Origin of the sequence: Haloferax sp. S2CR25 (assembly GCF_031624535.1) — an archaeon.
Classification (GTDB): Archaea; Halobacteriota; Halobacteria; order Halobacteriales; family Haloferacaceae; genus Haloferax; species Haloferax massiliensis.
The window spans coordinates 1-25,836 of sequence record NZ_JAMQOO010000002.1; the positions used below are offsets into that span (position 1 = coordinate 1).

Sequence of the window (25,836 nt, forward strand, 5' to 3'; positions counted from 1 at the left end):
CAGTTTTAGCAGTAGCAACCGTAACTCGGGTGAGGCGGCGGAATTCCGAACTCAAGACAATCTGCCGCTTCGCTTTCTACCGAGATAACGGAGTCGCCCTGCCGCAGTCTAGCGATCCTACAGAGCAGATATTTGCTAATACCCTGTTCTCCGCTCTTAATTGCCTCAATTTCAGGATTTTCTGTATCTGTTCCGATGCTGTCTACGAAGTTCTTTACCTCTGTAGGCTGGGCTTCGGCCAAGCCGGTGTAGTCGTTGTCGTGTCTCCATTCGTAGGCTACGAGGTCGATTCCGAATTTGTCGAATCCGAGTTGTTCGTGGCTGCTGTAGTTATCTAGTACTGGGTCTGATGTAACGAATCCGCCACGCTTCTCAAGATAGTTATCTTCCAGAGAGTTCTGGCTGATTTCCTCTCTCATTTCCTCGTTTCTCTCGGCAACTACGTCGACCTTGTAATTGCTAGGCGTGGCCTTTGCAGCCTTTGCAGTGTCCTGGGCTTGTTGGCTTCCCCACTGGGCTGTTGCAGTGAATTCTTGTTCTCCAGAACTCATCTGGCCTGGCTGAACAGTTACAGTATTCTGATTCCACTGACTGGAATCTCTGTTTAGTTCTACTTCGCCGTTTGAAACCGTCAGGGAACTTGGTTCGTCTGAGGTCTGAACTGAGAACTGGGCCTGGAAATCCTCAATACTCTGTCCACCCCATATTGACGGTAGTTTGGAAGGCTGGGCCTCAGTAGAAATACTGACTGTGTTCTCTGTTTCCTTGGTAGGGGTTGTTTCTGTGTTGTTGGGGTTATCTGTGCCTCCGTTGTTTCCGGTGATAGTGTTACAGCCGGCGAGTGCGGTGAGGAGTCCGGTGGTTCCGAGGAGGAGTTGTCGTCGTTTCAAAGATGAAACCTGGTTGTCGTATCTATGTAGAGTCACTGTTTATAAAATCAAGGGAGGAGAAGAAGGTACATCCGAACTCGGGTGTGGGACGATTCCTACCTCTTCACCAGTAACGGTCTGGTAGACTGTTCGTATCTCATTCAAGCATGCGGCGGAGCAGATGTCTCCTCATACCCTGTCCCGACAGCTCCCCATTTTCGATAGTGGTGGGCCTCAGGGCTATCCAGAACACAGACGGAGCCAGGTTCTCGTCCGTCTATATGGGAAGCGGGAACCGAGATGCCACGAACAGACCTTGAGACTCGTTCTGTACCTCCCCCCGGTGAACGGATTTTGACCCAGTCCTCGCCGCACTCGTAGCGAGACTCGCTTTTCTGTACCACGGTTGTGACTGGTGAGTGGAAAGCGGATCGCGCACCGAATCACGAGCTCTATGTGACGCCGCAGAGTGCACTGTATCGGGCTGTAAATGACAACTGTCCTCTCTCAGCGGATGGCAAACGCGACTCTCTGACGTTCGTTCATCTCCCCAACTGTCTGGATAGAAAGCTGGCCTCGGCACTCATAGGGCTCCGCATCACCGAGTGCCTAGTTCGGTTCGGAACGGTGCCGTCGTCATCGGCCACCTCGCTCTCGCCCCGCGAGCGAGTAATCACCATCGGTCTCGTTCGTCCCGCTCCCGACTCGCTCACGGCTTCTCCAACACCGACACGTCGATGCGAGGGTACCGCACGCCGCCCGAAATCGAGCCCTCGCCGGCGACGACGCCCCAGAGTCGGACGCGCTCGTCGGCGAGCAGTCGAAAGCCGATGTCATCGTGGAAAAAGCGGCCGGTGGGCCAGCGGGCGACCACGTCGCCGCTGAGTCGCCCCCGGTCGTCCTCGACGGCGACGAGCGCCAGTCGAATCTCGTCGCGTTCCATCGTCTCCTCGACGCGGCCGGTGTAGGTGACGGCCGTCCCCGTGAACGACTCGGGGTTCGTCCGGAGGTCGGCGTAGGGAATCGCCGTCGCGTTCGCCGGCGTCGCGACCGCGGTCGTTCGGTTCGGAAGGGTGGACTCCTCCGAGAGTGGTTGCGGCGTCGGGAGCGACCACTCGACGGTCGGGAGGCGCACGTCCGGGAGGCGGGCGTCGAGCCACGCCGCGCGGCGGGCGACCGCGGCGCGGAGTTCCGGCGACTGCTGGACGACATCCGAGACGCGCTCGGCGGCGAGGTAGGTGACGAGGCCGCCGGCGACGTAGGTGCCGGCCTTCTTGAGCGCCTCGCGGCGGGTGAGTCGGTCGGCCCCGTCGGCCTCCGGGTCGTCGCCTTCGCTCTCGGAGTCGAGGGCCTCGCTGTCGCCGTCGCCGCCCGCACCGCTCGCCCCGGCGGCGAGGTCGCGGACGAACGACTCGACGCCGGCCTCGCGGATTTCGACGGCGATGGCCGGTGCATCGAGGACGACGAGGCCGGGTCGATGGGCGTCGGAGGCGACTCGCCCGCCGCCGACCGCCGCGACGTAGGGTTCGATGCCGGCGCGCTCGCACCGCCGGACGAACGCGCTCGCCTTGTCCGCGGTGACGGTGCCCGTCGTCGTAATCCAGATTCGGAGGTCGTGCTTTGCGCCCTCGGGCGTCTCCCCGGTGGCCTCCACGTGCACGTCGGGGCCGCGGAAGCGGACGCGCGTCTCGTAGCCTCGCGCCCCCCAGACGCGCTCGAAGACGGCGGCGAGTTCGACGTCGGAGCGGTCCGAAACGACCGACGTGAGACTGGGCGCGGTCATTGCGTCCGAGGTGCCGGGCGAGGCTGTTAGCTGTTTGCGCCCGGTTCTCGGCGCTGAGAACGCGGCAAAACGGAGCGGCCGAAACGTCTCAGCCGAGGAACCGGACGGCGGCGTCGGCGACGATGTCGGCCACCTCGACCACGTCGTCGGTGAAGACGAACTCGCCGGCGGCGTGGATGTTCTCGCCGTCGGGGCCGAGGATGACCGTCGGGAGGCCGGCGCGGTCGCCGAGGTAGTTGAAGTCGCCGACGCTGGAGAAGTAGCCGTAGGCGGGGTCGGTGTCTGCGACAGCGCGAGTGGAGTCCGAGAGGGACGAAACGAGCGGGTGGTCGTCGTCCGTCACGTAGGGACCGTAGCGGATGCCCTCGTCGGGCGACTCGCGGAACCCGACGTCGACCTCGCTCTCCAAGCCGAGTTCCTCGACGACGCGTTCGGCGTCGGCGCGGGCGTCTTCGAGGGTCTCGCCGACGACGACGTGGCGGTCGACCATGAGGCGAGCGCGCTCGGGGACCGACAGCGTCTGGCTTCCGCCCTCGATTTTCAGCGGGCAGGTCGACCCCGAGCCGAGTTTCGGGTGGTCGCCCACGTCGAGGTCGTCGAGCGCGGCCGCGAGTTCGCCGGCCTCGACGACCGCGTTGACGCCGGTCTCGGGTTTCGAGCCGTGCGCCGCCTGCCCGCGGACGTCGATGTCGTAGAAGTAACGACCGCGCGCGCCGAGCAGGAGCGCCGGGTTCTCGATGTCCTCCTGTGCGAGAATCGGGCCGGGTTCGGTGACGACTGCGGCGTCGCAGTCGTCGATGACGCCGTCGCGGATGAGGCGGTCGGTGCCGAGCCCGTAGGGACCCTCCTCGTCCACGACGGCCGTGAGGAGCACGTCGCCGGCGAGGTCGCAGTCGGCGAGCGCGTCGAAGGCGACCATGACGGCCGCGAGGCCGCCTTTCATGTCGCACGCGCCCTGTCCGTACAGTTTGCCGTCCTCGATGCGGCCCGAACACGGGTCTTCGTCCCAGTCTTCGACCAGTTTCACGGTGTCCATGTGGGCGTTCAGCAGGAGCGTCGGCGCGTCCGGGTCAGCGCCCTCCAGTCGAGCGACGACGTTGTCGCCCTCGTACTCCGTGATGTCCGGTTCGCTCACGTGGTGGTACTCCGGGTCGTGCCCCCGGGCGTCCAACCAGTCGTAGACGAACTCGCTTATCTCGGCCTCCTCGAAGTACGGGCTCGGAATCCGCACGAGTTCCTGCAAGAGGTCGATTGTCTCGTCGGGGTCGACGCGGGGGGCGGCGTCGCGGTCGAAGTCGGCGTCGACCGGGCGGTCACCGCGCGGCGTCGCGTCGTCAGTCATCGCTCACCCCGCGGACAGAGGGGTTGTACTCGTCGGAGGGGACGCCGGGGAGCGTCCCGAGGATGGCCTCGACGTCGTGGTCCTTCCGCTGGCCGCGGTACCAGTAGACGCCGAAGACGACGAGGCCGACGGCGACCCACGGGACGTAAATCGACAGCGAGCCCTTGTACGCCTCGGTCAGGAGACCGACCGCGCCGAGCGAGCCGACGAGCCCCGTCACGGTCAGCAGCGCCGGGCGGGAAAAGCCCGCCTCCGCGCGGAGGTCGGTGCGGCTGTAGAGCACGTACAGCACCGTTATCGACACCGCGGCGTAGGCGATGAGGTAGCTGAACGTGGCGATGGCGATGGCCTGACTGAGGCCGGTGCTCCAGAAGGTGAGGCCGGAGGCGACGACGTACAGCGTCAGAAGCGACCAGTGGGGCGTCCCGAAGCGGTCGGAGACCGCCGAGAACTTCTTGGGGAACACCTCGTCCCACGCCCACGAGTAGGGCATCTTGATGCCCGCGGCCATGACCGCGTGGACCGACGACGCGGTGGCGAGCAGGCCGCCGATGCCGACGATGGCCGTGCCGATATCGCCGAGGAACACCGCCGCGGCCGTCGAGAGCGGCCGCGCCGAGTCCGCGAGGACCGTGTAGTCGCCGACGACGCCGTAGATGACGGCGGCGGTCAGTACGTACAGGAAGATGAGGATGGCCGTGCCGCCGGCCATCGCCAAGGGGAGGTTCCGCGAGGGGTTCTTCACCTCGGCGCCCATCTGCCCGGCGACGGCGATGCCGATGTAGGCGTAGAACAGCGGGACCGCGGCGGCGACGAAGCCGTCGAAGCCGCCGGTGAAGAACGGCTGGTAGTTCGCGGCGTCGATGTTCAACAGCCCGGGGCCGACGAGCACGAGTATCGACAGGATGAGGAAGCCGAAGATGGCGTTCTGCGAGCGGCTGTAACTCTTCGCGCCGACGAGGTTGACCAGAAAGAGGACCGTCAGCAGGCCGAAGCCGGCGAGCGTCGGGTCCACCGAAGGATAGAACACCTGTAAGTAGCTCCCGAAGCCGATGGCGAGGACCGCGTCGGCGGCCATGTAGCCGAGCCACTTCGACCACGTCACCACGAAGCCGGGGAGTCGGCTGTCGAACGCCCGCGAGACGTAGGCGTACGACCCGGCCGCGCCGGGGAAGATAGTCGCCATCCAGCCGTAGTTGAGCGCGATACTCATCGCGAGCAGCCCCGAGAGGATGACGACGAGGATGACGCTCGGTCCCGTCGTCGAACTCGCCGTGCCGAGGGTGACGAACAGCCCCGCGCCGAGCGTCCCCGCCACCACGGTGCTCACCGCGCCGAACAGTCCGATGTCCCGCGAGAGACTCCGTCCGTCGTTCACGTCTACCGATGACATGCTATCACATGGGTCGGTTGTCCGGCAAAGTACCCCTCCCTCTCATGAGTGGGGCGGCGGGAGAGCGAGCGGCGACCCCGGCGGAATCCGGCCCGAGAACCCGAAAAAATCCGTCTCAGTAGTCGCCGAGCAGTTTCGACTCCGCCTTCCGGAGGTGTTCGAGCAGCGTCGCCTTCGAGATGTCCAACTCCGCGGCCAGCGACGCGGCGCTCACCTCGCGGGGCCACGTGTAGTAGTCGCGGCGGCGAGCCAACTCGTACACCTCGCGCTGGCGGTCCGAGAGCGCGTCGGTGCGGAACATGCCGCCGCCGTCCTCCGGGGCGGTGATGAGTTCCACGTCGATGTCGGCGTTCCGCTCCTCGCGAATCTCCTCTAACCGCTCGTGGACGGTCTGCCGCGTCTCGTGGACGAGCACGGTCCAGCGCTCGCGGCCGCCCTGCATCCGAACCGGTTCGTCGGGGATGAACCCCCGCGAGACGAGGGCGTCGTTGATGGAGTTCCGGAGGTCGTAGCGGACGACGATTCCCCGCGCGGCGCTCCCCGGAACCCCGACGTCGCCGTCGTGTTCGTCGGTCTCCCACACCGACTCGGTCAGGTCGGACGCGCGGACCGCCGCGACGAGTTCGTCCACCTCCTCGGTCGTGTCGGCGTAGGCGGTGAAACGCCCGTTGGCGAGACCGTCTATCTCGTGGACGCCGTGACCGAGGAGTCCCCCGCTCGTCTCCGCGGTCACCTGTAGCGTCCAGCAGTCCGGGTGCCAGATGTCGAGACAGACCCGAACGCCCCGTCCACCCTCTCGTGCCATTCGTTGGCATGGAAGGGCGCTCGCCGGGTAAAAAGGTATCCCACCTCACTCGACGGCGGGTGGGCGCGTGCTGACGCGACGGTCGGGCGGTTCGCCGCGGCGTTACTCGATTCGCTCGCGCGCCGCGGCGACGAGTAGGGGGAGCATGATTGTCGCGTCGCCGAGGACGGTCGTGTTGCGGGCGTCCTTCTCCAGTTTGCCCCACGAGCGCGCCTCGTCGAGCGTCGCGCCCGAGAGGCCGCCGGTCGCGGCGGGGTCCATCGTTATCTGGACGCCGTAGTCGTACGCGCCCGGCGTGACGAGCATCGTCTGGAGCGTGAAGTTCTTCGGGACGCCGCCGCCGACGAGGAGACAGCCGGCCGTGTCGGCGTCGTACGCGAGGTCGGTCAACGGCGTCATGTCGGCCAGCGCGTCCAGCGAGAACGACGAGGTCTGCGAGTACATCCACGCCTGCAGGCCGAGCACGGAGTCCTGCACAGCGGGGCAGTAGATGGGCACGTCGGCCTCGTAGGCCGCGGCCGCGACGCCGGCGTCCTCCTCGATTCCCTCGCGCTCGTTGACCTCGCTGTTGGCGCGGCCGAGTTCGCGGCAGAGGTCGGCGATGCTGACGGTCCCCTCTTCCTCCAGCGCCGGGAACACCTCGCTTCGGAGGTGCGACTCGAACAGCGCGAAATGTTCCTGCGGGAGGTAGACGTTGTAGATGCGGTCGACCTCCTCGTCGCGGAGCGTCTCGTCGTGCTCGCGTTCGGTCTTCTCGCCGTGGTTCTGAGACCCATGATGATGTTTGCCCCCGACGGCCTCGATGGCGTCGTGCGTGAGGTTCGCGCCCGTCGTCACGAGGGCGTCGACGTGGCCGTCGCGGATGAGGTCGGAGACGACCTTCCGCATCCCGGTCGGGACCATCGCGCCGGCCAGCGACATGAACACCGTGCAGTCGTCGTCGGCCAGCATCTCGGCGTAGATGTCGGCGGCCTCGTGGACGTCGGCCGCGCCGATGCCCGCGTGGCCGTACTGCTCGACTAACTCGCCGACCGTCATGCCGCCGCGGACCTCGGCGTGGCCCAGCGGGTCGTGTTGGAACTCCTCGCGGTCCGGCATCTCGTAGCCGTCATCGTCGTGGTCGCTCATGCGAGGGAGTGCGTCGGCAGGGCGTTTGAACGCCCCGGTCCGGTGAGGCCGTGCGGCGGGTTGGCAGACGTTCGGTCGCCCTTACAGCCCGGTCGGGTGGCTGACGTACTCGGTTTCGAGGCCCCACTCGTCGGCGAGGTCGCGCAGGCTCCGCACGCCGAACGTCTCGGTCGCGTAGTGGCCCGCGAGGAACACCGAGATACCGGCCTCGCGCGCCTCGTGGTACGCCTTCTGTTTGCCCTCGCCGGTGACGAGCGCGTCGACGCCGCGGTCGATGGCCTCGTCCAACCAGTCGACGCCGGAGCCGGTGACGACCCCCACCGACGAGAGTTCGTCGGGGCCGAAGTCGAGGACGGTCGTGCCCGCGCTCCCGTCGAGTTCGTCGAGCGCCGTCCGAATCCCGTCGGTCGTCTTCGGCGACTCGAACGACCCAGCCTGCCCGATGTGAATCGGTCCGAGCGACCCGAACGGCTCGGTGTCAGCGAGTCCGAGGTGGTCGGCGACGCCGGCGGCGTTGCCGAGTTCCTGATGTCCGTCCAGCGGGAGGTGCGAGACGTAGAGCGCGAGGTCGCCGCGAAGCAGGGGCTCGATGCGGTCGAAGTCGCGGCCGGTCAGCCGGTCGAGGCCGCCCCAGACGAGACCGTGGTGGACGACGAGCAGGTCGGCGTCGGCGTCGAGCGCGGCGTCGATGGTCGCTTCCGCGGCGTCGACGGCGAAGGCGACTTTCTCGACCGGTTTCTCGTCGGGGCCGACCTGCAGGCCGTTGGCGCTGGCGTCCACGTCGGCGAACTCGTCGGTGGCGAGCGTCTCGTCGAGTCGAGCGACGATGTCGGAGAGCTGCATACCGGGGAGTCGTGACTCGGGAACTTGTAAGGAACGGGGTTCGCCGCGGGTCGGTTACTCGTCTGCCCGCCCGGCGGCGTGCGAGAAGACGAACTCCCGGAGGAGCTTCGCCGCCAGCGACGCGGCCTGTCCGTCGTCGCGGTCGTTGACCTCGACCACGTCGAAGCCGTCGGCGCGGGGCGCGACCGCTCGGACCGCGTCTCGCATCTCCCGAGAGGTGAGGCCGAACGGCTCTTTCGTGCCCGTGCCGGGCGCGAACGCCGGGTCCGCGGCGTCGATATCGACGCTCAGATAGACGGACTGGTCGTCGTCGAAGTCGGGGACCCAGTCGGCGACGGCCTCGGGTTCGACCACGGTCACGTCGGCGGCCTCGGCGCGTTCCCACTCGTCGGGCGAGCCGGTTCGCGCGCCGAGAATCACGACCTCGTCGACGCCGAGTTCGTCGAGGACGCGGCGGGTGACGGTGGCGTGGCTCCACTCGTTGCCGTCGTACTCGCGGCGGAGGTCGAGGTGGGCGTCGAGACAGACGAACACGTCGGGTTCGACGCCGGTGACGCCGGCGGCGGTGACGGTGTGTTCGCCGCCGAGGACGACGGGAACGGCGTCGTCCCAGACGGCGTCGCGGACGCTCCCGGCGAGCCATTCGACGTACTCAGGTGCGTCGTCCCACGCGCGGACGTCGCCCGCGTCGTGGACGCGCAAGTCGGTGAAAAACTGGTCGGTGCGCCGGTCGTAGTCGTCGAACGACTCGGCGAACCGACGGATTCGATTCGGCCCGAACCGGGTTCCGGGTTGGAAGGACGTCGAGATGTCGAGCGGAGCGCCGAGAAGGACGTAGTCGGCGACCTCGCGGTCTGCGATTGCTCCGGGAAACATCTCTGTGACCCCCGTTTAGACGATTTTTCGCTGGCCTTCGTATTCGAGGTACTCGATCTCGTCTTCGGGGTTGAGGTCTTCCTCGTCGGGGATGCGCATCGTGAACGTCTGGTACGTTTCGAGGTCCATGATCTGGGCGTCCTCGCCGGTGACGGAGACGACCTGGCCCTGTTTCCGCTCGATGATGGGCACCCACACCTTCGCGTCGACGGGCTGGGAGAGCGAGCGCTTCTTGCTGTCGAAGACGCCGCGGGCTTCGACGCGCGCCTTCGCGCTGCCGTGCTTGCCCGGCTTGGCGGTACTGTAGGCGTAGATCTTGCACGGCTTTTCTTCCATCATGACGTAGCTTCCTTCTTGGAGCTCGCGCACCTGCTTCTGCTCTTTCGCCATGCCTCTCCGTTATCGGATGGAGGGTATAAACGGTTTGGAACCGTCTTCGCACGCGAATCTCTGCCGTGGAAGGCGCGGCCGTCGGCCGATTCGGTCAGGCGTCTTCGACCGCGTCGACCTCGGCCATCTCGGGGTCGAACCACGTCCCCGTCGCGTCGCGCCTGACGCGGCTCCCGAGCGCGCCGGACGCGACGTTCGGCAGCGCGAGCGCGAGCATGATGGCGGTCGTCAGTTCCCCGGGCGTCTCGACAAGCGGGATGACGTACTGGAACGGAAAGAGAATCGGCGTCCGTTCGAGAAAGGTCAAAAGCACCGAGAGCGGCATGAGCAGACAGCCCCAGGCGACGCCCGCCATGAGGCCGTGCCACCCGCCGTCGGCGGGGTCCGTGCCGACGACGTAGCCGGCGAGCGCGCTCCCCGTGACCCCGCCGACGAGCGTGAACTGCCCCGTCATCGCGTAGACGAGCGATTCGGTGCACGCGGCGAGACACACCCCCACGAACACCGGTCGCCACTCCGTCATGCTGAACAGTGTGTCCGCGAGAGCCGATAAAATTACGCGCCCGATTCTCAGTGTTGATTACTCTCTGCGGCGCTCTTTGAGGTTCTGCCGGGTGAACTGCGGCGTCGTCCGGATGCCCTTCCGCGAGCGGAACGACCGCCACAGGAGCAGGGCGACGACGCCCGTCGGCGCGCCCGCCGCGCCGACCGCGACGAGGTTCTCCGGGTTCAGCGCGTAGATGATGACCGTCGAGACGAAGCCGAACGACAGGAAGATGCCGTAGATGAGCCGCTTGGCCAGCTTGTCGAGGACCCCTCGGTTGTCCTCCAACCGGACGTTGAGCGTCAGATTGTCGCGGTCCGCTCGGTCGAGGACGCGTTCGAGTTTGGGCGGCACGCGGAACAGCGACTGGGCGGTCTTTTGGCCCTGCTGTCCGACGCCCTCGATGATTTTCTGGACGCTCTCCTCGCGGTATCCCTCCTCGGTCAGGTAGTCGGTCGCCACCGAGATGAAGTCGAACTCGGGGTCGAGCGTGACGCAGACCCCCTCGACGACGCCGGCGACCCGGAGCACGAGCGCGAGGTTCCGGGGGAGCCGAAGCGGGAACTCGTAGATGGTCGATTCGACCTGTTCGAGGATTTGGTTGACGCGGTACTGCTCGATGTCGTCGCCGCGGGCGTCGGCGATGGCGAGTTCCATCACGTCGCCCATCACCTGCCGGTCGACGTTCGGGCTGAGCGTCCCCATCTCGATGAGCGTGTCGAGGATGCCGTCGACGTCCTGGTTGGCGACGGCGATGTAGAACTCGACGATTTTCTCCTGGACGAACGGGTCGACCTCGCCGTGCATCCCGAAGTCGTAGAAGATGATGCGGCCGTCGTCGGTCACGGAGAGGTTCCCCGGGTGGGGGTCGGCGTGGAACACGCCGTCCTCGACGATCATCTGGAGGTAGATCCGCTGGAGGTTCGTCGCCAACTCCGTGCGGTCGATTCCGCGGTCGTCCAGCGCCTCGATGTCGTTTATCTTGGTTCCGGGGAGGTACTCCATCGTGAGCACTCGGTCGTCGGAGCGCTCGGGAATCGGCTCGGGGATGACGAGCGTGTCGTCGTCCGCGAAGTTCTCCTGAATCTCGACGAGCGTCTCGGCCTCCTCGGCGTAGTCCATCTCCTCGCGGATGGTCTTGGCGAACTCGTCGGCGAGGTTCTCCAGCGAGAACGCCCGCCCCTCGCCGATAAAGCGCATGAGAAGCGGCATGGACCACCGGATGACCCGGAGGTCGGCCTCCACGAGGTCCTCGATGCCGGGGCGGCGGACCTTGACGGCGACCTTCTCGCCCTCGTACTCGGCGACGTACACCTGTCCGAGGCTCGCGCCGCTTATCGGGTCGCTGTCGAACGCGTCGAACGCCTCCTCGACGGGGCCGAGCTCCGCTTCGAGGACGGCTTTCGACTCGTCCCACGGCGCGGGGGGCACGTCGTCTTGGAGGCTCCCGAGCACCTCGATGTACTCCGGCGGGAGGATGTCGGGGCGCGTCGACAGGAGCTGTCCGAGCTTGATGAACGTCGGCCCGAGCGTCAGTAGCGACTCCAAGAGGACGTCGGCGCGCTTGACGCGCATCTCGGTCGTGACGCGTCGGCCGCCGCCGAACAGGAGGTACTTCCGCTTGTCACGGGTGTACGCGACGATGAGCGGGAAGAACTGATACAGGACGACGAGGAACCGCCAGTAGGCGCGGAGGTTGACCAGCGTGACCACCCGCCTCGTCAGGCGTCGTCACCGGACGTCTTCCGGTGGGCCGACGAGGCGTCCTCGTCGTCGTCGCCGTCGCCGTCGGTTGTGATGGGGATGGTCCGCTCGGAGGCGGCCTCGCGCTTGGGGAGGCGGATTTCCAGCGTCCCGCGCTCCATCGACGCCTCGGCCTCGTCGGCCACGGCGTCCGGGGGAAGCGGGACCTCGGCGTCGAGGAACAGCGGGCGCTCCTCGCGGACGTAGTCGAACTCGGCGGGGAGCCGTTTGTCGCGTCGCGCTTCGACGACCAATCTGCCCTTCTCGACTCTGAGCTCCGCCGTCTCGGCGGTCACGCCCGGGAGGTCGAGGACCAAGAGGTACGACGTCTCGGACTCCAACAGGTCGGCGAACACCGCGTCCGGGAGGTCGGACAGCGCGTCGCGCAGTGCTGACATGAACGCTCATAGGGAGTCGGGGTCGAAAAACCCGGCGGTCTCGCGCGCTCGCGCGAGCGCGAAGCCAAAACGGGCCGGCGCTCGGAAACCGCCCGCCGTCGCGTCCGAGGCCGACGCTTTTTGCCCCCCGAACCGAAGGGCCGGTATGAACCACGACGACCGACGCACGGCCGGGTTCAAGCAACGAACGCGGCTGTCGGACGCCCGCGAGACGCTCCTCGCGGCGGCGACGCCGCACGACCGAACCGTGCGCCGACCGCTCGCCGAGGCCGACGGCCGGGCGCTCGCGGAAGACGCCGTCGCCCCCGCCGACGTGCCCGGCTACGACCGCGCCGCGATGGACGGCTACGCCGTCCGCGCGTCGGACACCTTCGGCGCGAGCGGCCGCTCGCCGAACGTCCTCCGCATCGTCGACGGCCCGGTCGAACCGGGGACGGCCGCCCGCGTCCACACCGGCAGCGACGTGCCCGACGGGGCCGACGCCGTCGTGATGGTCGAACACACGGAACGCCTCGGCGACGAACTCGAAGTGTTCGACGCGCTCGCCGAGGGCGAGAACGTCGGCGAGCGCGGCGAGGACGTCCGCGAGGGAACGCCGCTGTTCGAGGCCGGCCACGAGCTTCGCCCGTCGGACCTCGGCCTGCTTCGCTCCGTCGGCGTCGAGGGGGTGACGGTGTTCGAACGCCCCCGCGTCTCGGTCATCCCGACCGGCGAGGAACTCGTCGAGTCCGACCCGGGCCCCGGCGAGGTCATCGAGACCAACGGCCTGACCGTCTCCCGACTGGTCGAGCGCTGGGGCGGCGAGGCGAGCTACCGCGACATCGTCGTCGACGACGCCGAGCTGCTCCGCGAGGCCGTCGAATCGGACCTCGACCACGACGTGGTCGTCACCACAGGCGGGTCGTCGGTCGGCGAGCGCGACCTCATCCCCGAGGTCATCGACGACATCGGCGAGGTGCTGGTCCACGGGGTCGCCCTCAAGCCCGGTCACCCGGTCGCGGTCGGCGTGGTAGAAGACACGCCGGTCGTGATGCTCCCCGGTTACCCGGTCGCCTGCGTCGTCAACGCGTTCCAGTTCCTCCGGCCGGTGCTGAAACACGTCGGGTCGCTCCCCGAGCGCCCCCTCCCGACGCAGGAGGCGACGCTCACGAAGAAGCTCCCGAGTTCGCCCGGCACGCGGACGTTCGCCCGCGTCAAACTCGACGCGTTGGGCGACGAACCGACCGCCGAGCCGACCCGGACGAGCGGGTCGGGCATCCTCTCCAGCGTCGCGCTCGCGGACGGCTGGGTCGTCGTCCCCGAGGAGATAGAGGGCTACGACGAGGGCGACACGGTCGCCGTCGAGGGCTGGGAGTGGTCCGCATGAGAAAGCAGTTCCGCGACCTCGCCGCCCCGGAGGACGCCCGCGAGGCCATCGCGTCGCTCGACCTGACGCCCGACGCCGAGACCGTCGCGCTCGAAGACGCCCGCGGCCGCGTCCTCGCCGAGCGAATCGACGCCGAACTCGACGTGCCCGGCTTCGACCGCGCGAGCATGGACGGCTACGCGGTCCGCGCCCGCGACACCTTCGGCGCTGACGAGGCGGAGCCGGTCGAACTCGACCTCGTCGGGGCGGTCCACGCCGGCAACGAACCGGACGTGACGGTCGGAGCCGGGACCGCCGTCGAAATCTCCACCGGCGCGGTGATGCCGCCGGGCGCGGACGCCGTCGTCATCGTGGAGCGAACCGAGGAGCGAGACGGCTCGCTCGTCGTCAACTCGGCGGTCGCGCCCGGCGACAGCGTGATGCCCGCCGGGACCGACATCGCCGCCGGCGCTCGCGCGCTCGGCCCCGGCACGCGCCTGACGCCCCGCGAAATCGGCCTGCTGTCGGCGCTCGGCGTCGACGAGGTGCCGGTCCGCGGGAAACCGACCGTGGGCATCGTCTCGACCGGCGACGAGCTCGTCCGGCCGGGCGACGAACTGCGACCCGAGGCGGGCGAAATCTACGACGTGAACTCCTACACCATCGCCGCGGGGGTCGAGGAGGCCGGCGGCGTCCCGACGCTCTACCCCCACGCGGGCGACGACTACGAGGAGATGGAGCGCCTGCTCCGGCGGGCGGCCGACGAGTGCGACCTCGTGCTCTCGTCGGGGTCGACGTCCGCGAGCGCGGTCGACGTCATCTACCGCGTGGTCGAAGAGCGCGGTGAACTCCTGCTGCACGGCGTCTCCGTCAAGCCCGGGAAACCCATGCTCGTCGGCACGCTCGGCGAGGGGAGCGCCTACATCGGTCTGCCGGGCTATCCGGTCTCCGCGCTCACCATCTTCCGGACGTTCGTCGCACCGGCGGTCCGCGACGCCGCGGGCCTCCCGGAGCCCCGGACCGCGACGGTCGAGGGGACGATGGCCGCCCGCGAGCGGTACGCCGAGGGACGGACGCGGCTCATGCCGGTCGGACTCGTCGCCGACGGCGACGGGAACACGCTCGTCTACCCCGTCGATAAGGGGTCGGGCGCGACGACGAGCCTCGTCGAGGCCGACGGCGTCGTCGAGGTCTCGGCCGACGTGGAGTATCTCGCGGAGGGCGAGTCGGTGACGGTCCAACTGTTCTCGCCCGACGTTCGCGCGCCGGAGCTGCTCGGCGTCGGCGAGGACGACCCCGCGCTCTCGCGCATCCTCGACCGCGTGTCGTCGCCACGGTATCTCCCGTTCGGCTCCCGCGAGGGTCTGCGGCGGCTCCGAGACGGCATCGCCGACGTGGCCGTCGTCGCGGGCGACCGGGGCGACGCCACGGACGGCATCGACGCGGTCGAACTTGGCTCGTGGACCCGCGAGTGGGGGCTCGTCGTCCCCGCCGGCAACCCCGACGGGGTGTCCGGCCTCGCGGACCTCGTGGACGGCGGGCTCCGCTTTATCAACCGCGACTCGAACTCCGGCCTGCGGACCGACCTCGGCAACGCCGTCGCCGCCCTCGCCGACGAGCGCGGGACGACCCGCCACGAACTCACAGAGGCCATCGAGGGGTTCGACCGCGGGACGAAGGCGTTCGAGAGCCCGGCGCGGGCGGTCGCCGCCGGCCGCGCCGACGCCGGGCTCGGCCTCCGCGCGACCGCGGACTCGCTCGGCCTCGATTTCGTCTCGCTCGGGACACAGCCGGTCGCCGTCCTCGCGAACCCCGACCGGACCGAGAAACCCGGCGTCGACTCGTTCCGCGACGCGCTCGCAGCGAGCGACGATGTGTTTGACGCCCTCGCAGGGGTCGAGAGGAGCCAAACGTCGCGGTAACGCTTTAGAAAGCCGCCGCGACCGGTTCAGATATTCGCGTTCCGCTGAAGTATAAACTAAGTGGAACGTTTTTATCCACGTAGCGTGTATAACTGGTATATGAACCGCCCGCTGAAGGTCCTACACGTCGACGACGACCCCGAGATGCTCGCCCTCTCGGCCGCCGCGTTCCGCCAACTCGACGCCGTCTCCTTTCTCACCGCCGAGTCGGCGACCGAGGCGCTCGACGTCATCTCCGCCGAGTCGGTCGACTGCGTCGTGAGCGACTCGCTCGTCCTCCCAAACGGGGTACCGCTCGTCAAGGCCGTCCGACAGGAGCACGCGGACATCCCCATCCTCCTGTTCACGGCCAAAGAATGGCCCGAGGTCGCCGACATCGCCTCGACTGCCGGCGTCACCGAGTACGTCCAGAAAGCCGGTCCCGGCGACCTCGCGACGGTCCTCCAGCGGGTCCGGAGCCTCGTCGACGACGACAGCGTCGACTCCGCGCTCGCCGTCGGGGCCTCCGCGGTCACGCAGGCCCTCGAAGAACACGCCGACGCGACCGCCGAGGCGTCGTTCGGCGTCGACGACAACTGGGTGCTCGTCGGGCAGTGGCTCGGCGACGAGGAGCTCGGCATCGTCATCGTGGAGGCCGTCGAGTCCTACGGCGGACTCTCGGCCATCGAGACGCCGCTGTACGAGTACATCGACACCGACGCGCTCGAAGAACTCCTCCGGCCCGTCGTCGAGGACGAAGAGCGCCCCGGCATCGAGGTCCGGTTCCCGTACGAAGACGTTCAGGTCGCCGTGACGAGCACCGGCGACATCTTCGCTCGCCCGTCGACCGAGCGGACGCTGTCCTGAGCGTCGGTTCCGTTCTTCACTTTTCGCCCCGTCGCCGCCGGAGCGCCGTTGAGCGGAATCGCCCGACTCAGTCGGATCGGACGAGGTCGTCGAAGCTCTCGACGCGGTACTCCCCGAGCACGCAGCGCCCGCGGTGTTCCGGGCCGTGGCGTTCGACGTGGATGCCGTCCAAGCCGGCGTTCCACGCGGCCCCGATGTCGCTTTCGCCGTCGCCGGCGAGGACGCCCGCGGTGCCGCCGTCGGTCAGGAGGCGGTCGTCCAGCCCCAGTTCGCCGATAGCCTGCCGGACCGGCGCGGCGTCGGGTTTCCACCCCGTCTCCTCTGTACAGCAGACGACGGTATCGAACCAGTCGCGCACGTCGAGGCGGTCCAACACGGGGTCGGTCAGGAACTGCTGGCAGTGGGTGACGATGCCGACCGGGCGGCCGGCGGCGTGAATCTCTTGGATGAGGCGCTCGGCGTCGTCGTGGAGGTACGTCACTTCAGCGCGCTTTGCGGGGTCTTCCTCGCGGTGGAACGCGGGCCAGAACTCGGCGGGGTCGATGCCCCACTCGCGGAGCATCGGGTCGCGCGCGCCGCCGAGTCCGTGCCAGATGGTCTCGGCTTCGCGGTCCGTGAACTGACGGCCCAGTCGGTCGCCGACGCGGTCGAACACGTCGCGCGTGTACGACCACTCGGCGTCGACGAGGGTCCCATCGAGGTCGAACAGCCAGAAATCGTAGTCATCGGCGACCATTCGGACAACAAGGTACGTCAGGCATGGATAAATGTCTTCCCCCGCGTCACGAACCGCTCGATTCGACGCGAATCGCGCTCCCGAAGTACTTGTGAAGCACCTCGCGGACCGAGTCGGCGTTGAACGCGTCGAGGTCCGCGGCGACGGCTTCGCGGAAGGCGTCCAGCGACGCCTCGTCGGCCCGGAGCTCCGCGAACGAACACGAGACGACGGGCACGTCGAGCCACGACGCCGCGAGGTCGCGGGCGTGGCGCTCGTCGTTCACCTCGCCCCGCCACAGCGCGTCGCGGAACAGCAGCCAGCCCTCCTCGCCCGGCGGCGGCGGCCTGACGCGGACCGTCGTCTCGAACTCCCGCGGGTCGGTCTCGACGCCGGCGGCCGAGTCGAGGCGGAAGCGGACCCGGAAGACGTAGGTGAGCGCCGCGGTCTCCCCGCCGCTCACAGCTCGTCGTCGAACAGGTCGGCGAGTCGGAGGTCCTTGTCCGTGATGCCGCCCTCCTCGTGGCTCGTGAGGCGGACTTCGACCTCCTGGTACCGAATCGTTATCTCGGGGTGGTGGAACTCCTCTTCGGCGACTTCGCCCACGCTGGCGGCGAACGCAACGCCGTCGAGGTAGTCGTCGAACTCGTAGACGCGGACGATTTCGTCGCCGTCGCGTTCCCAATCCGACCCGAGTTGTGCGTCGACTTCGTCGTCCGAGAGCAGGTCTGCCATGCCGAACCCGTCGAGTGGCAACCCGATAAGGATTCTGCCGGATTGTCAAGTTGTGTCCGCGCGGACGACGAACCGCGGCCCCGTCAGGAGTCGTCGCCCGCCGCGCTCGCGGCCGCGGACGACGCGCCCTGTGACCGACACCTCGTCGCCGCGGCCGACGGTTCCCGTCGCCCCGTCGCCGCCGAACGCGACGTGGCCGGCCGGCGGGACGCGGACCCGGACCTCCCCGGTGCGGTCGCGGAGGACGAACGGGCGCGTCGCGCGGCCGACGACCGCGCGGTCGCCGTCCGCGCCCTCGACGTCCGTCCAGACCTCGACCGCCGGCCCGTCGCCCGCGACTCCCGCGACGGTGCCGACGACGGTCGCCCGAGCGACGCCGTCGAGGTCGCACACCCGGCGTCTCGGGGTCGCGCCGACGAGGCGGCGACGCGCTCGCGCCCGGAGGCGATTCACGAGATACCGGCCGACGGCCGAAAACGCGCTGGCCGCGGCTCGTCGGCGGTCGGCGTCGAGACGGGAGCGGCGCGCGAGGCTCGTCGCTGACAGTCGGCGTACCATCGACGCGGAATAGTCCCGCGTTCGGATAAGAACGTTCGCCCGCCGTCCGCTTCGGCCGCCCGTCAGTCGTCGGAGAGCTGTTCGAGGACGCGCCGGGGAACCTCGCCTTCGAGCGCCTCGCGGTCGAGGTCCTCCGGCGGCTCGCCCGAGAACTCGATGGACGGCCCGGACGGCTCGGACGGCCCGGCCGAGTCCGACGCCCCGAGGTCGCCGAAGCCGGGGTCGAACAGCTGCATGGCGGTCTGGATGGTCGTCCAGTCGTCGTCGCCGGCGGCGTCGCGGAGGCTCTTGGTCGGCGCGGCGAGGATTTGGCCGACGAGCGCGTCCGCGAGCGACTCGACCGTCTCGCGCTGCTCGTCGGTGAGCTCGCCCTGCGATTCGAGTTTCGACAGCGCCGTCGACACCTCGCGGCGCTTGACGTGCTCCGCGGCCTCGTACATCGAGCTGATGGCCTCGTCGGCGCGCTTGCGCTTGTAGGCGGCGAGCAGGCGGTCGAACTCCTCGTCTATCATCGCCTCGACCTCGCGGGCGGCGCGTTCGCGGCGCTCCGCGGTCCGGTCGGTCACCGTCTCCAAATCGTCGATGTCGCGGACGCGGACGCCGTCGATATCGCCGGCGGCGGGGTCGACGTCCCGCGGCTGGGCGATGTCGATGAGCATCGTCTCGCCGGCGTCGTCCAACTGCTCCGGCGTGACGACGTAGTCGGGGCTGCTCGTGGCCGTGATGACGAGGTCGGCGTCGCGGAGGCGACCGCGGAGGTCGCCCAGTCCGGCGGCGGTCGAGACGCCCGGAACCTCGCGGGCGAGGTGGCGGGCGTTGGCGACCGTCCGGTTCGCCACGACGAGGTCGCCCACGTCGACCGACGCGAGCGCCTTGGTCGCGAGCGTGCCCATCTCGCCGGCTCCCACGACGAGGGCGTCCACCTCGCCGACGGGGGCGTCGAGTTCGGCCCGCGCGAGCCTGACGGCGGCGCTCCCGAGGGAGACCGCACCCTCGTTGATTGCCGTCTCGTCGCGGGCGCGCTCGCCGACGTGGACGGCCTTCATGAGCGCGTCTTCGAGCATCGGACCGATGGCGTCCCGCTCGCGGGCGGCCTCGATGCCGGCTTTGACCTGTCCGAGAATCTGGTCTTCGCCGAGGACGAGTGATTCGAGCCCCGACGCCACCCGCATGAGGTGGCGCAGGGTCTCTTCGTGGTCCATGTAGCGAACGCTCCCGTCTCGGACGTCGGGAGCGAAGTCGTCGAGCGCGCGGCGGCCGTCGGCCGCGTCGTCGGTGACGACGTACGCCTCGGCGCGGTTACACGTCTGCAGGGAAAACGCCTCGGTGACGCCGTCGCAGGCGAGGAGCCGTTCGACGACCGTCCGAACGTCGTCGCTCGACGCGGCCTCTATCTCGCGAACGCTGGCCCGGTCGTGGGCGACGCTCACACCGGAGATGACGCCCGAATCTCTCATGAATCACCTCGCTGTGTGTCTCGTATCACGCGCGCTGCCTCTCGTCGGGGGTTTGCATCGCCGGTACGTAAAGCCTTCCAAACTGACGGGTTTCGCACGACCGCGCGAATCGCATCACGGCGCTCTGTTGGCGACCGGTCGGACGCCTTGAGCTCCGCGCGAAGCTCCGCGGTCAGCGCGGCCATCTCGCCCGCCCCCGCCAACTCGGATTCGATGCGCTCCCGGAGGTGCTTCGAGAGGGCCGGACTCGCCCCGCCGGTCGTGATTGCGACCGACACGTCGCCGTCCTCGACGGTGGCCGGGACGACCACGCTCCCGGCGTCGCGCTCGCCGCTCCGGTCGGCCCGGTTGACCAGCGCGCCGGCCTCCCGGGCCGCCGCGACGACCGCGTCGTTCACCGCGTCGTCGTCGGTCGCGGCGACGACGAGCGCCGGCCCGAACCGCTCGACCCAACTGGGAACCTCCTCGGGTTTGGGGGCCGCTCGAACGAGTTCCGCGTCGCCGAAGTCGCGGTCTCCGAACTCGGGACTGACGACGACGGTCCGCGCCTCGCGGGCGAACCGGCGGGCCTTCCGCGCGCCGACGGGCCCCCCGCCGAAGACGACGACGGTCTCGTCGGAGAGGTCGTGAACCAGCGGAATCATCTCACGCAGTGTTCGCCTCGGCTCGTTCGTCCAGTCTGATTCCCGTCTTCTTGAGGATGCGCGTCGAAAACAGGGTGTCCCAGTCGTCGTCGCCCACGTCCCAGTAGTCGCTCATGACCTCGCGAACCTGTTCGATGCGGGCCTCGCTCTCCTCCTCGGAGCGACCGTGTGTCATCGCGAAGAAGTTGTACGGCCAGACGCCCGCGTGTCGCGGCCGGCGGTAGCAGTGGGTGACGAAGTCCAGCGCGGCGATTTCGGGGCCGACCTCCGCCACGAGGTCGTCGGGGACGTTCCAGACGGTCATCCCGTTTTCCGAGTAGCCGAGCGCGTAGTGGTTCGGGATGACGCCGACGCGGCGGACCTTCCCCTCCAGATTGAACCGCTTGATGGTCTCGACGACCCACGACGGCTCCTGTCCGATTGCCGCCGCCACGTCGGCGTAGGGCGTCTCGGTAATCGGCAGGCCGCCCTGAATCTCCATGACGAGGTCGCGCTCGTCGGGCGTCAGGGTGCGCGCGTCCGTCGGCTCCACGTCGGGGCCGAGATGCGAGAGGTCGAGGTCGCCGTCGGAGACGGGACCGTCGAGGAGGAACTTCGCGCCGACGTGGAACTCGCGGCGCTTGGGCATGTTGTACGTCGCTTGGCCAGTCTCGTTTTCGATGTCGCCGAGCACCTCGTCCACCCGCGACTCGTCGGCGACCGAGACGACGAACCACATGTTCAGGTGGGGGTGCTCGCGCTCGTAGTTGTGTGCGACCTCGCGGTGGGCGTTCACCTGCTCGGCCACCTCGTCGAACCGCTCGGGCGGCGCGTGCATGGCGACGAGCGTCGCCGTGCCGCCGATTTCCTCGGCGTTGACGAGCGCGCCGAACCGCGAGAGAACGCCCTCCTCGTCGAGCGTCCGAACCCGCTCGCAGAGGTCGGTCGCCGACACGTCCACCCCGCGCTCGCGGAGCGCGGCCGCCGCGGGCTCGAAGGGCCGCTCGACGACGGGGAAGCCGCCCTGGAAGGCGTTGACGATGGCGCGGTCGAGACGAGAGAGGTCCGCGTCCGCCTGTATCATGGGCGTCACTCGGGATGCGAGGCGGATAAACGCCTCGCTTGTTCTCACCGTGACGAACCGGAGCGAACGCCCGGCGAACAGCCGGTGAACAGTCGACGCGAGCGAGTCGAGCACCCGCGCCCGTGAAGTAAAAAAGACGTTCCAGCGACGACGGGCCGCGCCCCGTCTCAGGGGACCGGCGTGACGCGGTCGACGTCGTCGAGCGCTTCGAGTCCCTCGACGATGGCGTCTTGGTCGGCGATGGCCTCGTAGTAGAACACGAGGTCGAACGTGCCGTCGCGGACGAGCTGTTGGCACTCCCAGACGAACTCGTCGTCCTCGACGGAGAGCCCCTGGAACTGGTTCGACGAGAAGTCGGTGTCGTCGTTGCCGGCGTAAATCCACGCGTCGCCCTTCCCCGCGTGCTCGGCGATTACCTCGTTGATTTCGACGGTCAGCTCCTGCATCTCCAGGTCCTCGCGGCTGGTCAGGTCGGTGTGGACGATGGCCCCGACGAGTTCGATATCGCCGGGTTCGAGCAGCGCGAGGGTCCGCTGGTAGAGGTCCTCGTCGATGGTCTTGCTCATGTCCGAGTCTTCTCGGGGAGGTACAAACGGGTGGCGATTCGTCGTCCACCGTCGGAACCCGCCATTTTGGGGTGGTTCCCCGCACCACGACGCACCGTGTGACGCTATACCCCACAAGACACATTGCCTCGGGAGACGACCGAGGGTATATGTTCGGGTGGGTCCGACGCGGCTTTCGACGCGCCTACGAGCGGGTGCTCGACCGGGAGATAGACGACGGACCGACCCACGTCGCCATCATTCAGGACGGCAACCGCCGGTACGCCCGGAAGAACGGCGACGACGCCCCCGACGGCCACAAGGCGGGCGCGCAGACGACGGAGAACGTGCTGACGTGGTGCGAGGAACTCGGCATCGAGGAGCTGACGCTGTACACCTTCTCGACCGAGAACTTCGACCGCCCGGACCACGAGCGCGAACCCCTCTTCGACCTCATCGAGGACAAGCTCTACGAGTTCGCCGACGCCGACCGCGTCCACGAGAGCGAGGTCGCCGTCCGCGCCATCGGCGAGGTCGACATGCTCCCCGACCGCGTCCGCGACGCCGTCGACTACGCGGAGTCCCGGACCGCCGACTACGACGGGTTCACCCTCAACATCGCCCTCGCGTACGGCGGCCGGGCCGAACTCCTCGGGGCCGCCCGCGACGTCTGCCGGGCGGTCGAGCGCGGCGACCTCTCGCCCGACGAGGTGGACGTGTCGGCGGTCGACCGCCGCCTGTCCAGAAAGCCCGTCCGCGACGTGGACCTCATCATCCGCCCCGGCGGCGACGAGCGCACCTCGAACTTCCTGCCGTGGCACGCCAACGGCAACGAGGCCGCCGTCTACTTCTGTGCGCCCTACTGGCCGGAGTTCTCGAAGGTCGACTTCCTGCGCGGCATCCGCACCTACGAGTCCAGAGAGCAGTCGTGGCAGCGCACCCGGACCGAGCGCGCCGTCACGCTCGTCCGGGCCGTCGCCGAAGTCGAGTTAGAGGACGCCCGTACCGTCGCGGGTCGGCTCCGCGAGCAACTCCCCTCGTCGGGGGCCGACGAGGTGTCCGCGGAGTTGGCGAAGCGGACCGACGAGACGGCCGACTGAGTCGGTCGATTTGGGCTGTTTTTGCGGTTATCCGTCTCCCTGCGCAGCCCCGGCGTCGACGACGCGACCGCAGAACAGAATCGCGTCCGTCGGCCGGTCGCGGACGCAGAACAGGAACGGCCGGTCGAACCGGAGTTCGCCCCAGCTCGGCGGTAGCGAACTTTCGACGACGACGCCCGTCGCCGCCGCGGCCTCCGTTCCCTCCTCGTCCACGGAGACGAACGATTTGTGGAACACCTCGTCGATTGCGAGGCCTGACCCGTCACCCTCGACCATTCCGCCGAAGTCGGCGTCCGAGCCGAACGCGGCGGGCATCCCGAGGTTCGACAGCGCCTCGGAGAGTCGGACCTCCGTCTCGAACTCGAACCGCGGGAGCACGACGTCGCCGATTCGCTCCCGCATCGCCTCGAAGACGCCGAACAGCCGACTCGCGGTCAGACTTCGCTCGAACGACTCGAACTCGCCTTCGTCCGGGAGCAGAAGCACCATCGACACGTCTCGCCCGACGTACGGGAGTTCGACTGCCTGCGCGCTCGGGAGGTCGGCGTAGTTCGCCTTGAGTTCCTGCCGCATGAGCGGCACCGTCGACTCGGACCCGTCCAGCGCGGTGAACGTCCCGTCCTCGGTGTCCTCGGGGTCGAACGTGTGGGCCCACTGCGCCATGAAGTAGATGGCGTTGGTGAGCACGAGCGCCGTGTCGGGCGTGACAGCGCCCGCCGGAAGCAGGTCCTCGATTCGGCCCTCCGTCCGGTCGGCGACCCACCCGTTGATTCGCGCTCGCTCGCCGTCCGGGTCGCCGGCGAAGTCGGCCCGCCGGAGCCCGGCCCCGTAGTTCGATTCGAGGCGGTCGAGGAACCCCTCCGAGAACGCGAACCCCTCGCGGCCCCACAGCGCGTTCGCCACGGCCAGTCGGAAGGCGTCGGCTTCGCCGCCATCGACCGGGTCCCGAGCCGTCTCCCGCTCTTCGAGCGCCGCCTGAAGGTCCGCAAAGGCGGGGTGAACGTCCTCCCCGAGCGTGTAGCGCAGCGTCGCTTCCATCTGTTCGCGGGTCGTCCCGCGAGCGCCCGCGTAGGTCATCGCCAGCGCGACGGAGATGCTGTACGGCGAGAGGAACTGGTTGCCGCCCTGTTCGGACGCGACCTGTCGGTGCAGGTCGAGAGCGAACTCGGCGTTGCCGGCCGCGAGCGCGGCGAGTCGCTCGTTGTCCACGCTCGGTTCGCCGGTCGGCGGTTCGTCGTTCGGGGTCTCTGTCGGCGTGTCCGTGGTCGCGGTCGCGGTGGCCGTCGCCTCGGTTTCGGTCTCGGTCCCCGCGGACGACTGACCGTCGCCCGTACAGCCGGCCATCGTCGCGGCGGCGAGGGCCCCCGACAACGCCAGCATCTCGCGGCGGTTCATGTCGAACGGTTCAGTGGCCTAACAATATGTCTTCTGTATGCACAAACGGCGGTTTGAGCGACGGCGGCGGGTCACTCAGTCGGTCGAACGCTCCGCCGGTACGTCCGCCAGCAGAACCATCCCAGAAACGCGGCGCTCTGCCCGAGCACGACGGCGACGAACTCGGCTTCGTAACGCGGCCCTAACAGCAGTACCACCCCGGCGTAGGCGACGGTCGGAACCCACGAGCGCCACCCCTCGTGGCGCGATTCGAGGAACAGCCACGGCGGGACGACAGCGACGCCGATGAGCGCCCACGCCCAGTCCGGCGCGGCGGGCCGATTGAGCCAGAGAATGAGCAACAGCGAGAGCGCGAGGAGGACGTGGCCGTCTTCGAGCCACTCGCTGGGCGGCGGTGGCGGCGGGAGGAGGTCTGTCCTGTCGGTCGGGGTGGAGGGCATTGGATTCGTGTTGCTACTCAATCAACATATCTGTGTGGTCGAGGAGAGCGCGTCGGCACCGCCGCCACGTGATTCGCCCTACCGGCCGAACTTCTGTCGCACTCTTCGAGCGCGACAGCGGTTGGCCGATTCGCTGACGCTCATCGGCCAAACCACCGTGTCGGCAACCTCGCCACGGGATTTGGCCTACCGGCCAAACCTCCGCTGACGGTCCTGATAGTCCCGCAGCGCCCGCAGGTAGTCCCGCTTCCTGAAGTCCCGCCAGTTCACGTCGGTGAAGTAGAGTTCGGCGTAGACGGACTGCCAAATCATGAAGTCCGACAGGCGCTCCGCGCCCGTCTTGACCACGAAGTCGGGTTCGTCGGGGAACACGAGTCGCTGTTCGATGTCCGCGGCGTCGATGTCGTCGGGGTCGAGCGCGCCCTCCTCGACCTCCTCGGCCAGCGACCGGACGACCGAGGCGAACTCGCGTTTCCCGCCGAGGCCGATACTGACCTGTACGGGGGCGTCGGCGCGCTCGGTGTCGCCCGGCTCTCGGAGCTCAACCCGGTGCGGAACGTCGAGGTCGCGGAGCTCCCGGGCGAGCGTCGGGACGACCGCCTCGTCGAGGACGCTCACGGAGATGGTGACGCGGTCGCTTCCGAACTCGAACGCCCAGCCGACGAACGCTTCGAGCGTGTCGTACGCGCCCTGTTCCAGCAGGTCGCGCTCGGTGATGACGAGCGCGACGTGCTCGGGGGCGTCGGCGTCGTCGAGGCGGAACCGGAGGGCGAGATAGGAGTCGTACAGTCCCACGGGAGTCGTTCTCGCGGCGATTCTCCTAACGCTTCGGGTTCGGCGTCGCCTCCGCGGTCGCCGCCGCGGCACGGGTCCGTCGACGCCGGCCCGCGGACCCGGTGTGGTGCGGTCGTCGGTGATGTCGGGAGGGTTAAGTGCGCGTCGGGGATACCGCATGGT

The 25,836-nt window shown here is 68.4% G+C and carries 27 protein-coding genes; 4 read left to right on the forward strand and 23 right to left on the reverse strand.

Going from position 1 to position 25,836, the window contains the following annotated elements; all coding sequences use genetic code 11:
- Positions 1-5: 5 nt before the first annotated feature.
- From NDI65_RS05280 to NDI65_RS05335, 12 genes are all read right to left on the reverse strand, one after another.
- Complete coding sequence (locus NDI65_RS05280; RefSeq protein ID WP_310893459.1) at positions 6-890, reverse strand: hypothetical protein; 885 nt, start codon at positions 888-890, stop codon at positions 6-8.
- A 688-nt stretch (positions 891-1,578) separates the two neighbouring features.
- On the reverse strand, positions 1,579-2,652 hold the full coding sequence (locus NDI65_RS05285) for a hypothetical protein (RefSeq protein ID WP_310893460.1): 1,074 nt from the start codon (positions 2,650-2,652) through the stop codon (positions 1,579-1,581).
- Positions 2,653-2,740: 88 nt separating this feature from the next.
- Complete coding sequence (locus tag NDI65_RS05290; RefSeq protein ID WP_310893461.1) at positions 2,741-3,994, reverse strand: M20/M25/M40 family metallo-hydrolase; 1,254 nt, start codon at positions 3,992-3,994, stop codon at positions 2,741-2,743.
- Positions 3,987-5,387 (reverse strand): APC family permease, encoded by a 1,401-nt coding sequence (locus NDI65_RS05295; RefSeq protein ID WP_089781829.1) that lies wholly within the window; start codon positions 5,385-5,387, stop codon positions 3,987-3,989. The genes NDI65_RS05290 and NDI65_RS05295 overlap by 8 nt, the downstream gene beginning before the upstream one ends.
- 115 nt (positions 5,388-5,502) lie before the next feature.
- Complete coding sequence (locus NDI65_RS05300; protein ID WP_042662284.1) at positions 5,503-6,192, reverse strand: helix-turn-helix domain-containing protein; 690 nt, start codon at positions 6,190-6,192, stop codon at positions 5,503-5,505.
- 102 nt (positions 6,193-6,294) lie between these two features.
- Positions 6,295-7,320 (reverse strand): deoxyhypusine synthase, encoded by a 1,026-nt coding sequence (locus tag NDI65_RS05305; RefSeq protein ID WP_042662283.1) that lies wholly within the window; start codon positions 7,318-7,320, stop codon positions 6,295-6,297.
- A gap of 81 nt (positions 7,321-7,401) precedes the next feature.
- The gene (locus tag NDI65_RS05310) at positions 7,402-8,163 is read right to left on the reverse strand and encodes a Nif3-like dinuclear metal center hexameric protein (protein ID WP_089781827.1); all 762 of its coding nucleotides are present in this window, start codon (positions 8,161-8,163) and stop codon (positions 7,402-7,404) included.
- A gap of 54 nt (positions 8,164-8,217) precedes the next feature.
- Positions 8,218-9,039 (reverse strand): agmatinase, encoded by an 822-nt coding sequence (gene speB / locus NDI65_RS05315; RefSeq protein ID WP_089781825.1) that lies wholly within the window; start codon positions 9,037-9,039, stop codon positions 8,218-8,220.
- 15 nt (positions 9,040-9,054) lie between these two features.
- On the reverse strand, positions 9,055-9,429 hold the full coding sequence (locus tag NDI65_RS05320) for a translation initiation factor IF-5A (RefSeq protein WP_042662280.1): 375 nt from the start codon (positions 9,427-9,429) through the stop codon (positions 9,055-9,057).
- A 94-nt stretch (positions 9,430-9,523) separates the two neighbouring features.
- Entirely contained in the window at positions 9,524-9,952 is a 429-nt protein-coding gene (locus NDI65_RS05325) for a DUF5518 domain-containing protein (RefSeq protein WP_042662279.1), read from the reverse strand.
- 57 nt (positions 9,953-10,009) lie between these two features.
- The gene (locus tag NDI65_RS05330) at positions 10,010-11,686 is read right to left on the reverse strand and encodes an AarF/ABC1/UbiB kinase family protein (RefSeq protein ID WP_089781822.1); all 1,677 of its coding nucleotides are present in this window, start codon (positions 11,684-11,686) and stop codon (positions 10,010-10,012) included.
- An 8-nt stretch (positions 11,687-11,694) separates the two neighbouring features.
- Positions 11,695-12,114: an Hsp20/alpha crystallin family protein gene (locus NDI65_RS05335; protein ID WP_042662277.1), complete on the reverse strand. Its 420-nt coding sequence runs from the start codon at positions 12,112-12,114 to the stop codon at positions 11,695-11,697.
- 145 nt (positions 12,115-12,259) lie between these two features.
- On the opposite strand from NDI65_RS05335, the gene glp reads away from it, so the two are divergent.
- The 3 genes from glp (at position 12,260) to NDI65_RS05350 (ending at position 16,227) form a co-directional block, all read left to right on the forward strand.
- A complete protein-coding gene (gene glp / locus NDI65_RS05340; RefSeq protein WP_310893462.1) occupies positions 12,260-13,480 on the forward strand; it encodes a gephyrin-like molybdotransferase Glp in 1,221 nt (406 codons plus the stop codon).
- Positions 13,477-15,381, forward strand: coding sequence for a molybdopterin biosynthesis protein (locus NDI65_RS05345; protein WP_310893463.1), 1,905 nt, complete (start codon positions 13,477-13,479; stop codon positions 15,379-15,381). Before glp ends, NDI65_RS05345 begins: the two co-directional genes overlap by 4 nt.
- A 99-nt stretch (positions 15,382-15,480) precedes the next feature.
- Positions 15,481-16,227, forward strand: a complete 747-nt coding sequence (locus NDI65_RS05350; protein ID WP_089781722.1) for a HalOD1 output domain-containing protein — start codon at positions 15,481-15,483, stop codon at positions 16,225-16,227.
- A 67-nt stretch (positions 16,228-16,294) separates the two neighbouring features.
- Here NDI65_RS05350 and NDI65_RS05355 read toward each other — a convergent pair whose 3' ends face one another.
- The 8 genes from NDI65_RS05355 to NDI65_RS05390 form a co-directional block, all read right to left on the reverse strand.
- Positions 16,295-16,963, reverse strand: a complete 669-nt coding sequence (locus tag NDI65_RS05355) for an HAD family hydrolase (protein WP_089781721.1) — start codon at positions 16,961-16,963, stop codon at positions 16,295-16,297.
- A gap of 46 nt (positions 16,964-17,009) precedes the next feature.
- The gene (gene lwrS, locus NDI65_RS05360; protein ID WP_089781719.1) at positions 17,010-17,405 is read right to left on the reverse strand and encodes an LWR-salt protein; all 396 of its coding nucleotides are present in this window, start codon (positions 17,403-17,405) and stop codon (positions 17,010-17,012) included.
- Positions 17,402-17,677: a 4a-hydroxytetrahydrobiopterin dehydratase gene (locus NDI65_RS05365; protein ID WP_007275669.1), complete on the reverse strand. Its 276-nt coding sequence runs from the start codon at positions 17,675-17,677 to the stop codon at positions 17,402-17,404. The genes lwrS and NDI65_RS05365 overlap by 4 nt, the downstream gene beginning before the upstream one ends.
- Positions 17,678-17,722: 45 nt before the next feature.
- Entirely contained in the window at positions 17,723-18,235 is a 513-nt protein-coding gene (locus NDI65_RS05370) for a hypothetical protein (protein WP_310893464.1), read from the reverse strand.
- Between the two features lie 62 nt (positions 18,236-18,297).
- A complete protein-coding gene (gene hemA / locus NDI65_RS05375; RefSeq protein WP_089781715.1) occupies positions 18,298-19,692 on the reverse strand; it encodes a glutamyl-tRNA reductase in 1,395 nt (464 codons plus the stop codon).
- A complete protein-coding gene (locus NDI65_RS05380) occupies positions 19,689-20,336 on the reverse strand; it encodes an NAD(P)-dependent oxidoreductase (RefSeq protein ID WP_310893465.1) in 648 nt (215 codons plus the stop codon). Before NDI65_RS05380 ends, hemA begins: the two co-directional genes overlap by 4 nt.
- Before the next feature lies 1 nt (position 20,337).
- Positions 20,338-21,399: an Lrp/AsnC family transcriptional regulator gene (locus NDI65_RS05385; protein WP_089781758.1), complete on the reverse strand. Its 1,062-nt coding sequence runs from the start codon at positions 21,397-21,399 to the stop codon at positions 20,338-20,340.
- Positions 21,400-21,566: 167 nt separating this feature from the next.
- Positions 21,567-21,965: a DUF5778 family protein gene (locus NDI65_RS05390; RefSeq protein WP_089781713.1), complete on the reverse strand. Its 399-nt coding sequence runs from the start codon at positions 21,963-21,965 to the stop codon at positions 21,567-21,569.
- Between the two features lie 149 nt (positions 21,966-22,114).
- Between NDI65_RS05390 and uppS the strand changes: the two genes are divergently transcribed.
- Entirely contained in the window at positions 22,115-23,044 is a 930-nt protein-coding gene (gene uppS / locus NDI65_RS05395; protein WP_089781711.1) for a polyprenyl diphosphate synthase, read from the forward strand.
- 27 nt (positions 23,045-23,071) lie between these two features.
- On the opposite strand, the gene NDI65_RS05400 is transcribed toward uppS, so the two are convergent.
- From NDI65_RS05400 to NDI65_RS05410, 3 genes are all read right to left on the reverse strand, one after another.
- Complete coding sequence (locus NDI65_RS05400) at positions 23,072-24,439, reverse strand: serpin family protein (protein WP_089781709.1); 1,368 nt, start codon at positions 24,437-24,439, stop codon at positions 23,072-23,074.
- 71 nt (positions 24,440-24,510) lie between these two features.
- Entirely contained in the window at positions 24,511-24,879 is a 369-nt protein-coding gene (locus NDI65_RS05405) for an Rz1 protein precursor-related protein (RefSeq protein ID WP_089781707.1), read from the reverse strand.
- Between the two features lie 186 nt (positions 24,880-25,065).
- Entirely contained in the window at positions 25,066-25,674 is a 609-nt protein-coding gene (locus tag NDI65_RS05410) for an undecaprenyl diphosphate synthase family protein (protein WP_089781705.1), read from the reverse strand.
- Between the last annotated feature and the right edge of the window lie 162 nt (positions 25,675-25,836).

What these genes read in the sequence shown, in the direction of transcription:
- NDI65_RS05285 (WP_310893460.1), bottom strand. Translation starts at nt 2,652, where the DNA reads ATGACCGCGCCCAGTCTCACGTCGGTCGTTTCGGACCGCTCCGACGTC.
- NDI65_RS05290 (WP_310893461.1), bottom strand. Translation starts at nt 3,994, where the DNA reads ATGACTGACGACGCGACGCCGCGCGGTGACCGCCCGGTCGACGCCGAC.
- NDI65_RS05295 (WP_089781829.1), bottom strand. Translation starts at nt 5,387, where the DNA reads ATGTCATCGGTAGACGTGAACGACGGACGGAGTCTCTCGCGGGACATC.
- NDI65_RS05300 (WP_042662284.1), bottom strand. Translation starts at nt 6,192, where the DNA reads ATGGCACGAGAGGGTGGACGGGGCGTTCGGGTCTGTCTCGACATCTGG.
- NDI65_RS05305 (WP_042662283.1), bottom strand. Translation starts at nt 7,320, where the DNA reads ATGAGCGACCACGACGATGACGGCTACGAGATGCCGGACCGCGAGGAG.
- NDI65_RS05310 (WP_089781827.1), bottom strand. Translation starts at nt 8,163, where the DNA reads ATGCAGCTCTCCGACATCGTCGCTCGACTCGACGAGACGCTCGCCACC.
- speB (WP_089781825.1), bottom strand. Translation starts at nt 9,039, where the DNA reads ATGTTTCCCGGAGCAATCGCAGACCGCGAGGTCGCCGACTACGTCCTT.
- NDI65_RS05320 (WP_042662280.1), bottom strand. Translation starts at nt 9,429, where the DNA reads ATGGCGAAAGAGCAGAAGCAGGTGCGCGAGCTCCAAGAAGGAAGCTAC.
- NDI65_RS05325 (WP_042662279.1), bottom strand. Translation starts at nt 9,952, where the DNA reads ATGACGGAGTGGCGACCGGTGTTCGTGGGGGTGTGTCTCGCCGCGTGC.
- NDI65_RS05335 (WP_042662277.1), bottom strand. Translation starts at nt 12,114, where the DNA reads ATGTCAGCACTGCGCGACGCGCTGTCCGACCTCCCGGACGCGGTGTTC.
- glp (WP_310893462.1), top strand. Translation starts at nt 12,260, where the DNA reads ATGAACCACGACGACCGACGCACGGCCGGGTTCAAGCAACGAACGCGG.
- NDI65_RS05345 (WP_310893463.1), top strand. Translation starts at nt 13,477, where the DNA reads ATGAGAAAGCAGTTCCGCGACCTCGCCGCCCCGGAGGACGCCCGCGAG.
- NDI65_RS05350 (WP_089781722.1), top strand. Translation starts at nt 15,481, where the DNA reads ATGAACCGCCCGCTGAAGGTCCTACACGTCGACGACGACCCCGAGATG.
- NDI65_RS05355 (WP_089781721.1), bottom strand. Translation starts at nt 16,963, where the DNA reads ATGGTCGCCGATGACTACGATTTCTGGCTGTTCGACCTCGATGGGACC.
- NDI65_RS05365 (WP_007275669.1), bottom strand. Translation starts at nt 17,677, where the DNA reads ATGGCAGACCTGCTCTCGGACGACGAAGTCGACGCACAACTCGGGTCG.
- NDI65_RS05370 (WP_310893464.1), bottom strand. Translation starts at nt 18,235, where the DNA reads ATGGTACGCCGACTGTCAGCGACGAGCCTCGCGCGCCGCTCCCGTCTC.
- hemA (WP_089781715.1), bottom strand. Translation starts at nt 19,692, where the DNA reads ATGAGAGATTCGGGCGTCATCTCCGGTGTGAGCGTCGCCCACGACCGG.
- NDI65_RS05380 (WP_310893465.1), bottom strand. Translation starts at nt 20,336, where the DNA reads ATGATTCCGCTGGTTCACGACCTCTCCGACGAGACCGTCGTCGTCTTC.
- NDI65_RS05385 (WP_089781758.1), bottom strand. Translation starts at nt 21,399, where the DNA reads ATGATACAGGCGGACGCGGACCTCTCTCGTCTCGACCGCGCCATCGTC.
- NDI65_RS05390 (WP_089781713.1), bottom strand. Translation starts at nt 21,965, where the DNA reads ATGAGCAAGACCATCGACGAGGACCTCTACCAGCGGACCCTCGCGCTG.
- uppS (WP_089781711.1), top strand. Translation starts at nt 22,115, where the DNA reads ATGTTCGGGTGGGTCCGACGCGGCTTTCGACGCGCCTACGAGCGGGTG.
- NDI65_RS05400 (WP_089781709.1), bottom strand. Translation starts at nt 24,439, where the DNA reads ATGAACCGCCGCGAGATGCTGGCGTTGTCGGGGGCCCTCGCCGCCGCG.
- NDI65_RS05405 (WP_089781707.1), bottom strand. Translation starts at nt 24,879, where the DNA reads ATGCCCTCCACCCCGACCGACAGGACAGACCTCCTCCCGCCGCCACCG.